8 protein-coding genes are annotated in these 14,491 nt (G+C 72.5%); 2 read left to right on the forward strand and 6 right to left on the reverse strand.

The features are described from left to right. Window positions 1-58 precede the first annotated feature (58 nt). On the reverse strand, window positions 59-2,764 hold the full coding sequence (locus tag AB0I72_RS12275) for a GGDEF domain-containing protein (RefSeq protein WP_358566345.1): 2,706 nt from the start codon (window positions 2,762-2,764) through the stop codon (window positions 59-61). A 304-nt stretch (window positions 2,765-3,068) separates the two neighbouring features. Then, window positions 3,069-4,565, reverse strand: a complete 1,497-nt coding sequence (gatB, locus tag AB0I72_RS12280; RefSeq protein ID WP_358566675.1) for an Asp-tRNA(Asn)/Glu-tRNA(Gln) amidotransferase subunit GatB — start codon at window positions 4,563-4,565, stop codon at window positions 3,069-3,071. 303 nt (window positions 4,566-4,868) lie between these two features. Here gatB and AB0I72_RS12285 point away from each other — a divergent pair, with 303 nt between their 5' ends. Continuing rightward, complete coding sequence (locus AB0I72_RS12285; protein WP_358566678.1) at window positions 4,869-6,056, forward strand: Cys-Gln thioester bond-forming surface protein; 1,188 nt, start codon at window positions 4,869-4,871, stop codon at window positions 6,054-6,056. Window positions 6,057-6,423: 367 nt separating this feature from the next. Then, window positions 6,424-7,635: a thioester domain-containing protein gene (locus AB0I72_RS12290; RefSeq protein WP_358566348.1), complete on the forward strand. Its 1,212-nt coding sequence runs from the start codon at window positions 6,424-6,426 to the stop codon at window positions 7,633-7,635. Between the two features lie 213 nt (window positions 7,636-7,848). On the opposite strand, the gene gatA is transcribed toward AB0I72_RS12290, so the two are convergent. From gatA to ligA, 4 genes are all read right to left on the reverse strand, one after another. After that, window positions 7,849-9,342 (reverse strand): Asp-tRNA(Asn)/Glu-tRNA(Gln) amidotransferase subunit GatA, encoded by a 1,494-nt coding sequence (gene gatA, locus AB0I72_RS12295; RefSeq protein WP_358566351.1) that lies wholly within the window; start codon window positions 9,340-9,342, stop codon window positions 7,849-7,851. After that, window positions 9,342-9,641 carry an Asp-tRNA(Asn)/Glu-tRNA(Gln) amidotransferase subunit GatC gene (gene gatC, locus AB0I72_RS12300; protein ID WP_358566354.1) on the reverse strand — a complete coding sequence of 100 codons (300 nt, stop codon included), beginning with the start codon at window positions 9,639-9,641 and terminating at the stop codon, window positions 9,342-9,344. The genes gatA and gatC overlap by 1 nt, the downstream gene beginning before the upstream one ends. 40 nt (window positions 9,642-9,681) lie before the next feature. Next, entirely contained in the window at window positions 9,682-11,793 is a 2,112-nt protein-coding gene (locus AB0I72_RS12305) for an EAL domain-containing protein (protein WP_358566357.1), read from the reverse strand. Window positions 11,794-12,191: 398 nt separating this feature from the next. Further along, window positions 12,192-14,447 (reverse strand): NAD-dependent DNA ligase LigA, encoded by a 2,256-nt coding sequence (gene ligA / locus AB0I72_RS12310; protein ID WP_358566360.1) that lies wholly within the window; start codon window positions 14,445-14,447, stop codon window positions 12,192-12,194. Window positions 14,448-14,491 lie beyond the last annotated feature (44 nt).

Below are 14,491 nucleotides of genomic sequence, written 5' to 3' on the forward strand. Positions count from 1 at the left end.
TCCGCGCGGGTGAACGACGCAACGTCCGGGTATGTCGCCGATGCCCGGACGCACACGGCTACAGGCTGGCGCCCGCCTCGCCCCCGACCAGCGCCTCCACGCCGCTGGCGGGCATCGGGCGGGCCACCAGGAAGCCCTGGCCGTGGTCGCAGCCCATCCCCCGCAGCTGTTCGAGCTGCTCGGCGCGTTCGATGCCCTCGGCCACCACCTGCACGCCCAGGTCGCGCCCGAGCTGGATGATGGTGTGGGTGAGCAGCGTGACCGTGTCGTCGCGGCCCAGGTCGGCGGTGAACGACGGGTCGATCTTGATCGCGTCCACGCTCAGCTCGCGCAGGTGCGCCAGGGAGGCGTAGCCCATGCCGTAGTCGTCGATGGCCAGGCGCACGCCCAGCGCCCGCAGCTCGCCGAGGCGCTCGACCGCCTCGCCGCCGTCGCCCAGCAGGACGTCCTCGTCCACCTCGAGAGTGAGCACCTCCGCGGGCAGGCCCGTCTCGGCGAGGACCCGTTCGACGGTCTCCACGAAACGCGGCGACAGCACCTGCTTGGCGGACAGGTTCACCGACAGACCGATGTCCCAGTCCGACACCCGCCACACGGCGACCTTCTCGCAGGCCTCCCGCAGGATCCACTCGCCCAGGGGCACGATCATCCCCGACTCCTCGGCCGCGCCCAGGAAGGCGTCCGGGCCGAGCGGCTCCCCGTCGCGGTTCCACCGCACGAGCGCCTCGACCGCGGTCACCTGGGAGGTCCCGAGGTCGACGATCGGCTGGTACTCCAGGAAGAACTCGCCCCCGGCGAGCGCCTCGCGCAACCGGATCTGGAGTTCCAGGCGCGAGACCACCGTGTCGTGCATGTGCGCGGCGTACACCTCCACGTGGCCCGCCCCGCGCTCCTTGGCGCGCGTCATCGCCACGTCGGCGTTGCGCAGCAGCTCGCCGCTGTCGATGGTGGGCTCCGTGAAGGCCACGCCGATGCTCGCCGTCAGCAGAATGTTCCGGTCGGCCACCGGGAAGGGCTCCGACGCGATCGCCCGCCCCAGGCGTTCGGCCAGGTCCACGACCTGCTGGGCGCGCGGCATCCCCTCGACCAGGACCGCGAACTCGTCCCCGCCCCAGCGCGCGAGCGTGGCCGTGGAGTCCAGCTCGCCGCGGAGCCTGCGGGCCGCCTGCCCCAGGAGGTGGTCGCCGCGCACGTGCCCGGCGGAGTCGTTGACCGCGGTGAAACCGTCCAGGTCCAGGAAGATTACCGCGATGTCCCTGGTGGGCTCGTCGCTGATCGAGCGGTGCGCGAGCACGTCGCTCGCCCGTTCCTCCAGGTACGCCCGGTTCGGCAGCCCGGTGACGCCGTCGTGGAAGGTCAGGTGCTCCACCTCGTCCTGGAGCGCCACCTGCGCGCTGATGTCGCGCGTGGTCACGAGCAGGCGCGCGGGCTCACCCGGCTGCTCGTACAGGGACACCGTCGACTCGGTGTGCCGCCAGGTCCCATCCGCCGCGCGCACCCGCAGACGCAGGTGGACGCCCTGGCTGCCCCGGTCGGCGAACAGGTCGGTGACGGCCTCGGTGCGGGCCAGGTCCTCCGGGTGGACGAGCGCGGTGACCGGGGCGGCGAGGACGTCGTCGAGCCGGTAGCCGAACGCCTCCGCCGTGCCGGGGCTGACGTAGTGGACGCCCCCGTCGCGGTCCAGGACGAGGATGACGTCGCCGCTGTTGCGCGCCAGTTCGTGGAAGTGCCCCTCGCGGTTGCGCACCATGCGCGACAGGGTCGCGTTCTCCTCCAGCATGCCCAGGACGCGGACGAGCAGCACGACGACGGCGGTCCCCGCGGCCAGCGGCAGCACGGGGGCGACCCCCGGCAGCGCGAGCGAGGCGATCGTCAGGACCACGGTGGCCACCAGCACGGCGCCGACGGCCGCGAGTTCGGGGGCGAACCGGTACAGCCCCCGTCCGGTGATCCGGCGCGGGGTCGCGGCCTGGCGGTGCTCCACGAGCCACGGGAGCGCGCCCAGCAGTGCGAAGCCGAGCAGCTTGACCGGGTACTCGACGCCCCCGGCCACGGGCGGCCCCGTGAGCCGCGTGATCGCCCCGATCAGGTCCGCCCCGGCGATGAGGATCAGCGCGCCGATCGCCCACAGCACCGCCCGCCGCGTGCTGTGCGGCGACATGAACACCAGGGGCACCAGCAGGCACAGCACGACGATGTCGGCGACCGGGTAGACCAGTGCGAACCCGAGGAACCCGGCGCCCTCGCCCAGTTCCCGGTAGAGCGGCGCGAAGATCAGCAGCCACACCACGGAGAACACGGCGGCGGCGCAGACGTAGCTGTCGGTGATGTGCCGCAGCGCGGTCCGGAGCCCGCCCGGCCACGGCGCGAACCTGGTGAATCCGACTACGAAGAGTGGCAACGCGGCCAGGGCGAAGAGGTCGCCCAACGTGAGGGAGAACACGGATCCGGAACTGATCAGACCGGTGATCCCGTGCGTGAGGCCGCCCGCGCACCAGGCGAAGGCGGCGAACGCCAGGTTGCGCAGCGCGGCCGGGCCGTCGGCGCCGTCCGCCTGGGCCTCCTGGTCCGCTCCGGTCGCCGCCCAGCGGCGCGAGGCGTACAGCAGGGACGCCCCCGCGGCCCCCGCCGCCACGGCGCTGGGCCACTCGGCCAGATCCACGGCCACCGTCCCGCCAGCCGTGGGCACGAACGTCAGCGCGACGTGCACCAGGAAGACCACGCCCACGCCCGACAGCCACAGGTGGCGTGCCCTGCTGCCCATCACCGACCTCCCAGGGTGCGGGGCGCGGTGCTCGCGGCTCTCGGCCGCCGTCGCGCTCTCTCCTCGGACATGGGGCACCAACCTCGCGTCGTTCGACTCCGGGCGCGGCACGGCACCCGGTCGTCCGGGCCCTGGGACCGGGAGCGGCCGGCGGCCCGGGAGGGCGCGCGCACCCCCATGTTCGGCCACCCTACGCAACCAAGGTCACACAGCGATTGAGGACCGACTGAGAGTTGACGTCGGGGACATCACGCTCCGTGAGCAACGGGTGTGCGCCGGAGGTCCGCCGCACACCCGCCCCCGCTCAGTTCGCGCCGAGCTTGTCCAGGATGAGCTCGCGGGCGCGGCCGGCGTCGGCCTGTCCGCGCGTGGCCTTCATGACCGCGCCGACGAGGGCGCCGGCCGCGGCGACCTTGCCTCCGCGCACCTTGTCGGCGACGTCCGGGTTGGCCGCGATCGCCTCGTCGACGGCGGCGCCGAGCGCGCCGTCGTCGCTGACCACCTTGAGACCGCGCGCCTCGACGACCGCGTCCGGCTCGCCCTCACCGGCCAGGACGCCCTCGACGACCTGCCGGGCCAGCTTGTTGGTGAGCGTGCCCTCGGCGACGAGCGCGATGACCCGGGCCACCTGCTCGGGGGTGACGGGCAGGGCGGCCAGTTCGACCTCCTGCTCGGTGGCGCGGCGGGACAGCTCGTTCAGCCACAGCTTGCGCGCATCCGCGGACGGCGCGCCAGCGGCGACGGTCGCCTCGACCAGGTCGATGGCGTCGGCGTTGACGAGGTCGCGCAGCTCGGTGTCCGTGAGGTCCCACTCGGCGCGCACACGGGCGCGCTTGGCGGCGGGCAGCTCGGGCAGCGTGGCGCGCAGCTCCTCGATCCACTCCGCCGAGGGGGCGACAGGGACCAGGTCGGGGTCCGGGAAGTAGCGGTAGTCCTGGGCCTCCTCCTTGGAGCGGCCGGAGATGCTGCGGCCGGTGTTCTCCTGGAAGTGGCGGGTCTCCTGGACGACCTTCTGCCCGTCCTCCAGCACACCGGCCTGGCGCTCGATCTCGGAGCGCACGGCGCGCTCGACGGAGCGCAGCGAGTTGACGTTCTTGGTCTCGCTGCGGGTGCCCCACTCGTCGGCGCCGCGCTCGTTGACGGACACGTTCACGTCGACGCGCATGGAGCCCTCCTCCATACGCACGTCGGAGATGCCCAGCGAGCGGGCCAGGTCGCGCAGTTCGGCGGCGTAGGCGCGGGCGACCAGGGGGGCGAGCTCACCGGTGCCGGTGATGGGCCTGGTGACGATCTCCAGCAGCGGGATGCCCGCGCGGTTGTAGTCGACGATCGAGTAGTCGGCGCCGTGGATGCGGCCGGTGGCGCCGCCCACGTGGGAGGTCTTGCCGGTGTCCTCCTCCATGTGGACGCGCTCGATGTCCACGCGGAAGACCCGCGGCCCCTCGGGCGTGTCGACGGTGACGTCGAGGTGGCCGTCGACGCAGATCGGCTCGTCGTACTGGCTGATCTGGTAGTTCTTCGGCATGTCCGGGTAGAAGTAGTTCTTCCGGGCGAACCGGCCCCAGGGCGCGATCGAGCAGTCGAGGGCGAGCCCCAGCCGGATGGCGCTCTCGACGGCCTTGCGGTTGACGACCGGGAGCGATCCGGGGAGCGCGAGGCAGACCGGGCACACCTGGGTGTTGGGCTCCGCGCCGAACGCCGTGGGGCAGGCGCAGAACATCTTGGAGGCGGTGCCCAGCTCGATGTGGGTCTCCAAGCCGAGCACGGGCTCGTACTTGGCCAGCGCCTGCTCGTAGGCCACAGGGGTGGGGCCGCTGTTCGGGGCAGTGCTGGGAGTTACCGCGTGGGCCATCGCCGCGAACCCGTTTCCGTAGAGGACATACCTTCCAGGTCAGCCTACCGAGCGTAGGGGGGTGAGCTGCCCGCCCGTCGCCCCCCGTCATCCGTCGGCCCGCTCCGGAGGTCACGGGGAGCACACGATTGCGCCGCTGTCGTGCTCCGTCCCCGTCACCGACGGTGCCGGACCGTTAGTCTGGGTGTCCCAACATCGTGGTTTCGTCGGCTGCCCATCGGGCCGCCGTCCTTTCGCGGGGAGCATGTGAGCGTGTGGAGCATCCTGCGTCGGTGCGCCGCCGTGCTGACGTCGGCGGCCCTGGTCGGCGGACTGGTCGGCGCTTCCCCAGTTCTCGCCGACGACTTCTCCCGGGTGGACCGCGACCCGGTCGAGGGCGCGGCGGTGGTCCTCACCGACGGCGGTGAACTCCCCACCGCCCTGTTCAGTCTCCGGCTGGGCGGCAGCGACTCCGTGGGCGCCTACACGGCCACCGCCGAGGGCGAGGTGCGCCCGCGCACCGCCTACGTCGAGTCAGCGTGGGACGACAGCACGCAGTGGTCCGAAACCGACGCGGCGGCGGGCCCCGCGGACCGGGCGGCCTGGGTGGTCGCCAACTCCTATCCCCACGTGGACCTCACGGAGCTGGCCCTGGCCTCGGAGACGGTGTTCCTCGACGAGCGCCAGGCGATCGCGGGCACCCAGGCGGCGCTGTGGCACGTGCTGGACGGGGCCGAACTGGACCCGGCCGGCAACGACGCCGCGGTGACCGCGCTGTACGAGTACCTCGTGGCGGGCAGCGACCACGCCCCTGACGAGACGACGACCCCGTCCTTGGAGATCACCCCGTCCCAGATCGAGGCCGTGGCGCCCGAGGAACCCCTCGGGCCGATCACCGTGACCAGCGCGGGCACGGAGGCGGTCCAGCTCTCGCTTCGGGGCGCGCCCGCGTCCTGGCTGGTCGACGCGGGCGGCGAGCAGGTGCGCCGGGTGCGCGACGGCGCGTCGGTCTACCTCGACGTGGACCCGTCGGTCCCGGCCGGGGTGGTGACCCTGCACGCGCGCGGCAGCGACCTGCCGCTGCCCGAGGGACGCCTGTTCACCGGGCGGGACGGCGTGCGGACCCGGCCGCTGGTCACGGCGGAGCCGGGGACGACCACGAGTTCCACCGCCGCGACGCTCACCTGGCACGCCGGGGAGCCGGAGGCGCCCTCCAGTCCCGCGCCGCGGCCGTCCGGGACCGCCCCTCCCTCACCCGAGTCCGCGTCCGGCGCCGAGCCCCCGGTCGAGGTGCCCGACGCCACACCCGCCGACGAACCCACCCGTGAGGCGGAGGAACGCGTCGAGGGCGACGGCCTCGCCGGCACCGGGACCTGGCTCTCGGGACTGCTCGTCATCGCCGGCGCCCTGGTCGTCTCCGGCCTGCTCATCCTGGTTCTGGGTGGCAAACGCCGGAACTGACCGATATCGTTCCGCTCTGGCGTGGGGTCCGGATCAGGACATATGGCACCGCGTTTTGTACATGTCCGATTCAAGGACAAATTCCACGGAGTGGGTTGGATACGGCGGACGCGCTCGCTAGTATCGGGCCCGCGGCAGACATTCCACGACGAACGCGGCCCGCTCCCGCGTTGGCGCCCCCATCGATGACGCGTCCGCCCCACGGACGCGGTGCCTCACGCGTTCGGACTGTCCAGTGAGCGCCCAGACGGCCGTGACGAACCCGAAGACTCGTCGCGCCGGCGCCCGTGGAGGCCGTGCCCGTTCCATCCCCCCACGTCCACTCGTCCGGGCCTACCGGTAACCCCTAGAACAACCGGGACACAAGTTGATCCATTCGAATCTCCCCCGTTCCACCGCCCGTGTCGGCCTCGCGGCCACCGTGGCGGGCCTGCTCGCCTTCGGTCTGGCCGCCCCCGCGGCCGCCGACCCGGCGGAGCCCTACGAGGGTTCCGTCCGCGGCCGGTACGTCGGCAACGCCGAGTCCGGCGAGCGCATCGAGGTGAACGGCCAGCGCACCGAAGTGAGCCTGTTCAACCTCGAGCTGGAGAACGGCAACACGCTCACCACCTACTGCATCGACTTCGAGACCGCGATCCGCGGCAACGCGTGGTACCGCGAGGACGCCTGGAGCAACTACCCGGGCAAGGGCGACTTCGCCGAGCCCGGCAAGGTGCACTGGGTCCTCCAGAACGGCTACCCGGCGGTCGACACCGCCACGCTGGCCGAGGCCGCGGGCGCCACCGGGCGGACCACCGACGCCCAGGCGCTCTCCGCCACCCAGGCCGCCATCTGGCACTTCAGCAACGACGGCGCCGAGCTGACCGCGGCACACCCGAACGTGGAGGCGATCTACGACTACCTCGTCGAGCACGCCGATGAGCTCCCGCAGATCGAGGAGCCCGACGCCACGCTCAGCATCACGCCGGGCGAGGCCTCCGGTGAGGCGGGCGGGACCGTCGGCGAGTTCCTCGTCGAGACCAGCTTCGAGGGCGACATCGACGTCGACCTCGAAGCCCCCGACGGCGTCGTGCTGGTCGACCTGGAGTCCGGCGAGGTCGTGGACGAGGTCGGCAACGGCGACACCGTCGGCTTCTCCGTCCCCGAGGACGCCGCGGACGGCTCCGCCTCGTTCAGCCTGTCCACCACCGCCACGGTGCAGACCGGCCGCCTGTTCAAGGGTGAGGACGAGAACAACCCGACCCAGACCCTCATCACGGCCCAGGAGGGCGAGGTCGAGGTCTCCGCCTCGGCCACGGCCAGCTGGACCGCCGCCCCGGAGCCGTCGCCCTCCCCGAGCCCGAGCCCGGAGCCCTCCCCCAGCCCGAGCCCGGAGCCCTCGCCGACGCCGTCCCCGAGCCCGTCCGAGACCCCGACCCCGCCGCCCGCGGACGACCGTGACGAGCCGTCCCTGCCGGTCACCGGTAGCGCTCTGGCCGGTCTGGTGGCCGCCGGTGTCGCGGCCCTGGGCGCCGGTGCCGGTGCGATCTACCTGAGCCGCAAGCGCAAGTCCTCCGCCAACGAGTCCGTGGAGGGCTAACAGTATTTCTAGGGGCCGCCCTGGGGCGGTCGCGCACGAGGGGCCCGTCCGTGTGAGTGATCACGCGGGCGGGCCCCTCGCCCGTTCACGGCGTCCGCCCCGTGCCGCCCCTGCCCCGACCCACGGCCCCGGACACACGTGTGCCCGCCGTGTCGGACACGGCGGGCACCGGTGATCGCTCCGGGACCGACCCCACGCGGGGTCGATCCGAAACTAGACCGCGTACGGGTTGCGGGCGAGCAGGTCGCCGTCGCGCTCGGCCAGGGCCCGCTCGACCGCCGCCGCCACCCGGTAGGTGCGGTCGTCGGCCAGGGCCGGAGCCATGATCTGGAAGCCGACGGGCAGGCCGTCCTCGGGCGCGAGGCCGCACGGCACCGACAGCGACGCGTTCCCGGCCAGGTTGGACGGGATCGTGCACAGGTCGGCCAGGTACATCGCCATCGGGTCGTCCAGGCGCTCGCCGATCGGGAACGCGGTGGTCGGCGTGGTCGGGGAGACCAGCACGTCCACGTTCTCGAAGGCGGCGTCGAAGTCGCGCTTGATGAGCGTGCGCACCTGTTGGGCGCTGCCGTAGTAGGCGTCGTAGTACCCGCTGGACAGCGCGTAGGTGCCCAGGATGATGCGGCGCTTGACCTCGGCGCCGAAGCCCTGGGCACGGGTCAGCGACATGACCTCCTCGGCGCTGCGCGTGCCGTCGTCGCCGACCCGCAGGCCGTAGCGCATGGCGTCGAAGCGGGCCAGGTTCGAGGAGCACTCGCTGGGGGCGATGAGGTAGTACGCCGACAGCGCCGCGTCGAAGCTCGGGCAGGACAGCTCCACGACCTTGGCGCCCAGGGACTCCAAGAGCTCGATGGTCTCGTGGAAGCGCTGGCGCACGCCCGCCTGGAAGCCGTCGCTGTCCAGCTCCTTGACCACGCCGACCCGCAGGCCGTCGATGTCGCCCATGCGGGCGGCGTCCACCACCGGCGGCACCGGCGCGTCGACGGAGGTGGAGTCGTGCGGGTCGTGGCCGGAGAACGCCTCGTGGAGCAGGGCGGCGTCGAGCACGTTGCGCGCGAACGGGCCGGGGGTGTCCAGGGAGGAGGCGAAGGCGATCAGCCCGAAGCGGGAGGAGCCGCCGTAGGTGGGCTTGGCGCCGACCAGACCGCACACGGCGGCGGGCTGGCGGATGGAGCCGCCGGTGTCGGTGCCGGTGGCCAGGGGCGCCTCGAACGCGGCCACGGCCGCGGAGGAGCCGCCCGAGGAGCCGCCGGGGACGCGGTCGGTGTCCCACGGGTTGCGGGTCACCTGGTAGGCGGAGTTCTCCGTGGACGAGCCCATGGCGAACTCGTCCATGTTGGTCTTGCCCAGGATGACGAGACCGGCCTCGCGCAGGCGCGCGGTGACGGTGGCGTCGTACGGGGGCCGCCAGCCCTCGAGGATCTTCGAGGCGGCGGTGGTGGGCATGTCCTCGGTGGCGAACACGTCCTTGTGCGCGACGGGCACGCCGGCGAGCGGACCCAGCTCCTCGCCGGCGGCGCGGCGGGCGTCCACCTCGCGGGCCTGGGCGAGCGCGGACTCACGGCCCACGTGCAGGAAGGCGCCGATCTCCTCGTCCACGGCGCCGATCCGGTCGAGGTAGGCGGTGGCGGCCTCCTCCGAGGAGACCTCACCGGCCCGGATGGCCGCGCCGAGCTCGGCCGCGGTCAGGCTGACGACCTCGCTCATCACTCCTCCTCCCCGAGGATCCGCGGAACCCGGAAGCGCTGGTCCTCCACCGCGGGGGCCCCGGACAGGGCCTGCTCGGGCGTGAGGCAGGGTCGGGCCTCGTCGGGACGGTAGACGTTGGTCAACGGCAGCGCGTGCGAGCTGGGCGGGATGTCGCCCTTGGCGACCTCCTGCACCTTGGCCACGGCGGTGAGGATGTCACCGAGCTGGACGGCGAGCGTGTCGAGCTCGCCCTCGTCGAGCGCCAGCCGCGCCAACCGGGCGAGGTGCGCGACCTCATCGCGGGTGATGGCGGTCATCAGAACCATTTCTTCGGCGGACTCTTGTACCGCCCCAATCCTATGGCTCCGTGACCGGTCCCGACGCCGACCGGGGAACGAACCGCCGGCGCGCGGAGCGGTGGCGGGAGGAGGCCCCCGCGGGTGCGCCGCGGCCCCTGCCGCCGAGCCACCCGGTGACGTCGCGGGCGGCGAGCGCGGGGGAGAAGTAGTGGCCCTGGGCTGCGTGGCAGCCGGTGTCCCGGGCGGCCCGGGCGAGTTCGCGGGTCTGGACGCCCTCGGCGGTGGCGCTCATCCCCAGTGCCCTGACCAGGGCGATGGCGGCGCGGACGACGGTGTGGCCGTTGTCGGAGTCGTCGGTCAGCCGCGCGGTGAAGGACTCGTGGATCTTGACCTCGTCCAGGGGGAGTCCGGCGAGCTGGGCGAGGGTGAAGTGTCCGGTGCCGAAGTCGTCGAGGGCCAGGCCGACGCCGAGTCCGCGCAGCGCCCGGACCGCGGCCGTGGCGGCCTGGGTGTCGGTGATGAGCGCCTGTTCGCCGATCTCCAGGACGAGCTGCTCGGGCGGGACCCCGTGCTCGCGCAGCGCGGCCTCCACGGTGCCGGGCAGGGCGGGGTCGAGCAGCTCGCGCATGCTCAGGTTGACGGAGACGGGCAGGTCGATCCCGCCCTGGCGCCAGTCCGCGACGCGGGCGAGGGTGGTGTCCAGGACCTGGCCGGTGAACGCGCGGAACAGGTTGGACTGCTGCACGACCGGCATGAACTCGTCGGGGGTGAGCAGGCCCCGGGTCGGGTGGCGCCAGCGGGCGAGGGCCTCCAGGCCGACGGGGTGGCCGTCGGAGAGGCAGACCTTGGGTTGGTAGTACATCTCCAGGGCGCCCTCGGTGAGGCCGCGCCGGAGTTCGCTGAAGAGGCTGAGGCGGGCGGTGGAGTTGCGGTCCTTGCCGGGGTCGTAGGACTCGACGCCGGTCCGGCCGCTCTTGGCGACGTACATGGCGACGTCGGCGCGCTGCATGAGCAGCTCGAAGTCGGGGGCGTCGTCGGGGAAGAGCGCGATGCCGATGCTGGCCTCCAGGTCGAAGTCCATGCCGTCGAGGCGCACGGGTTCGGCGAGGGCGTCGCGGAGGCGGGCGGCGACCTCGCGGGCCGAGGCGGTGTCGCGGACCTTGGGCAGCAGGACGGCGAACTCGTCCCCGCCGAGCCGGGCGACGAGGTCGCCGGGGCGCACGCTGTGGGTGAGCCGCTGGGCGACGGTCTGGAGGAGGCGGTCGCCGGTGGGGTGGCCGAGAGTGTCGTTGACCTCCTTGAACCGGTCGAGATCGAGCAGGAGCAGGCCGACCCGGCTGCCGCGCTGCTGGGCGTGGCCGATGTCCTGGCGGGCGCGCTCGGTCAGGCGGGTCCGGTTGGCCAGGCCGGTGAGCTCGTCGTGGTTGGCCTGGTGGTCGCGCTTCACCGAGAGCAGCGCGCTGGTGTAGAGGGCGCCCAGGGGCACGGCGAACAGCGGCACGTACAGCACGGAGTGGGTCATGGCGGTGACGACCAGCGGCGCGAGGCTGAGCAGGACGCCGTTGACGTAGACCTGCTGGCCGAGTCCCTTGACCATGATCTGCGCCAGCGGCGCGCGTTCGTGCATGGCGACCGCGCACATGACCAGGACGCGGTTGACCACGAAGTAGGCGGCTCCGGCGAGGGCGACGGCGACGAGTTCGCCGCCCTCGGGCATCCAGGGGACGTCCATGACGGCGGGCAGGGCCAGGCGCAGGACCGCGTCGGCGACGCCGAGGGAGAGCGTGTACTGGGCGGCGTTGAACACGGTCCGGTGGACGGCGTGGCCGCGGACGAACCCGCCGACGCCGGTCGCCACGGCCTGGAGGAGAGCGGCGACCGGGAGGCCGAAGAAGAGGACGACGGCGAAGGAGAACGGCAGGGAGGTGGGGGTGCCGCTGTTGGGCGGCTGGCCGGGCATGGAGATCGGTCTGAGCTCGCCGAGGACGATCATGCACAGCAGGACCCACAGCAACGGTTCGGAGACGAGCGACTGGAGCTGGGCGAGGCCGAGTTCGAGGCTGGCGAAGACGAGCAGGCCCAGACCGGCGGCCATGGTGCTCGCCATGTACAGCCAGAGCGGTGTCCCGACCCGGGGACCGATGTCCCTGGTGCTGATGGGGTCCTTCATCCGTGGTCCTCGTGAGGGGGACGCGGAGACCGGCGACGTCCGGTGACGCCGCCGCTCCTGTGAGTCGAGGTTCCCACGAAACGGCCACCCCTCATGGCCGAATCCGGGATTTAGATGTGTCCACATCCAGGCGTTTGATGTCCAGCTTACGCGGTTTCATCACCAACTGTCGCGCGCCCGAGACTATCCGTGAAACACGGTGCGTAACGGTGGTGGACGAGGCGGGCCGGGCCGGATCGCCCCCGACCGGGCCCGCCGTATCCGCCATGGGTCTCCGGGGCCCGCCCTCGCCCTCCACCGACGCCTCGGTCGCGGCACCTCCCACCCGCGGACGCCCACGACACGGCGCCCGGACCGTTCGGGCGCTCCCGGTGGCACCCGACCCCGGGGAGCCGCGTCTAGGACTCGGCGCCCTCGTCGCCGTCACCGTCGCCGCCGTCACCGTCGGTGTCCTCGGGCGGGTTGGTCCGCTCCTTCATGGCCGCTTCCGGCCCCGACTCCAGCAGGACCTGGAAACCCCGTTCGTCGAGGATCGGCACGCCCAGCTTGACCGCCTTGTCGTACTTGGAGCCGGGGCTCTCCCCCGCCACCACGAAACTGGTCTTCTTGGACACCGACGCCGTCGCGCGTCCGCCGCGCTCGGCGATCGCCTCCTTGGCGCTGTCGCGGGTGAAACCCTCCAGGCCGCCGGTCACCACGATGGACAGGTCCTTGAGCAGGTCCGACCCGTACTCGGGCGCCTCGTCCTCCATACGGACCCCGGCGTCGCGCCATTTGCGGACGATCTCGGCGTGCCAGTCGACCTCGAACCACTCGCGGATGGACGTCGCGATGGTGGGGCCGATGCCGTCGACGGAGGCCAGCTCCTCCTCACCGGCCTCGCGGATGGCGTCCATGGAGCGGAAGTGGCGGGCCAGGTCCTCGGCCGCGCGCGGGCCCACGTGCCGGATGGACAGGGCCACCAGGACCCGCCACAGCGGCTTGCGCTTGGCCTCCTCCAACTGCTCGAAGAGCTTCTCGACGGTCTTCTTCGGCTCCCCCTCCTTGTTGGCGAAGAAGGACACCACCTTGGGGTCGCCGGTCTTGGGGTCGGTCTTGGGCTCGGTGGTGTCGGGGTCGAGGACGTACGTGCGGATGGGCAGCAGCTGTTCGACGGTGAGGTCGAACAGGTCGCCCTCGTCGCGCAGCGGCGGCTCGGCGGGTTCGAGCGGCTGGGTGAGGGCGGTGGCGGCCACGTAGCCGAGCGCCTCGATGTCCAGGGCCTTGCGTCCGGCGATGAAGGCGACGCGTTCGCGCAGCTGGCCCGGGCAGGAGCGGGCGTTGGGGCAGCGCAGGTCGACGTCGCCCTCCTTCTGCTGGCCGAGCCTGGTGCCGCACTCGGGGCAGTGCTCGGGCATGACGAACTCGCGCTCGTCGCCGGTGCGCAGGTCCACGACCGGGCCCACGATCTCGGGGATGACGTCGCCCGCCTTGCGCAGGACCACGGTGTCGCCGATCAGCACGCCCTTGCGGGCGACCTCCTGGGCGTTGTGGAGGGTGGCGAACTCGACCTCGGACCCGGCCACGACCACCGGCTCCATCACGCCGTACGGGGTGACCCGGCCGGTGCGGCCCACACCGACCTTGATGTCGACGAGCTTGGTGGTCACCTCCTCGGGCGGGTACTTGTACGCGATCGCCCAGCGGGGGGCCCGGCTGGTGGAGCCCAGGCGGCGCTGGAGGCCGAAGTCGTCGACCTTGACGACGATGCCGTCGATCTCGTAGGCGGGCACGTGGCGATCGCGCTCGTAACGGGCGACGTACGCGCGGACCGCGTCCATGGAGTCGACGACCTCGTAGCGGTCGCTGAGCGGCAGTCCCCACTCGCCGAGCAGCGCGTAGGCCTGGGACTGGCTGGTCAGGGCGGCGCCGTCCGAGGAGCCCTCGCCGCCGGCCGGTTCGTAGGCGCCCACGCCGTGCACGATCATCGACAGCGGGCGCGTGGCCGTGACGCGCGGGTCCTTCTGCCGCAGCGACCCGGCGGCGGCGTTGCGCGGGTTGGCGAAGACGTGCTCGCCCGCGTCGGCCATGCGCTTGTTGAGCCGCTCGAAGTCCTCGACGGCCAGGAAGACCTCGCCGCGCACCTCCAGAAGCTCGGGCGCGGGGCGGACGGACTCGTCGAGGCGTTCGGGGACGACGTCGATCGTGCGGATGTTGGGGGTGATGTCCTCGCCGACGCGGCCGTCACCGCGGGTGGCCGCGCGCACCAGGCGGCCGCGCTCGTAGACGAGGTCGACCGCGAGGCCGTCGATCTTCAGCTCGCACAGGTAGGCGTCCACCGGGACCTCGGAGCTGGCGCGGTCGGCCCAGGCGCCCAGTTCCTCGTAGTCGAAGGCGTTGCCCAGGCTCTCCATCCGCACCAGGTGCTCGACCTCGGCGAAGTCGACGCTGATGGGGGCGCCGACCTTCTGCGACGGCGAGTCCTGGGTGACGAGGATGGGGTGGCGCCGCTCGATGTCGAGCAGCTCGCCCATGAGCTGGTCGTACTCGGCGTCGGAGACGACGGGCTTGCCGAGGTAGTACCGGTAGCCGTAGTCGTCCAGATCCTGGCACAGCCGCTCGTGCCGGGCCCGGACCTCGTCGGGAACGTGGGTGGAGTCGTCGTGCGCGCTCACTGCCTGCCTTTCTTCTGCTCTCGTGCTCGCCTGCCGCGGTCGCG

The sequence above is a fragment of the Nocardiopsis sp. NPDC049922 genome (genome assembly GCF_040660275.1).
Classification (GTDB): Bacteria; Actinomycetota; Actinomycetes; order Streptosporangiales; family Streptosporangiaceae; genus Nocardiopsis.

Bases quoted from the DNA above. Each gene is read 5' to 3' on its own strand.
- gatA (WP_358566351.1), bottom strand. From the start codon at position 9,342: ATGAGCGAGGTCGTCAGCCTGACCGCGGCCGAGCTCGGCGCGGCCATC.
- gatC (WP_358566354.1), bottom strand. From the start codon at position 9,641: ATGACCGCCATCACCCGCGATGAGGTCGCGCACCTCGCCCGGTTGGCG.
- AB0I72_RS12305 (WP_358566357.1), bottom strand. From the start codon at position 11,793: ATGAAGGACCCCATCAGCACCAGGGACATCGGTCCCCGGGTCGGGACA.
- AB0I72_RS12275 (WP_358566345.1), bottom strand. From the start codon at position 2,764: ATGGGCAGCAGGGCACGCCACCTGTGGCTGTCGGGCGTGGGCGTGGTC.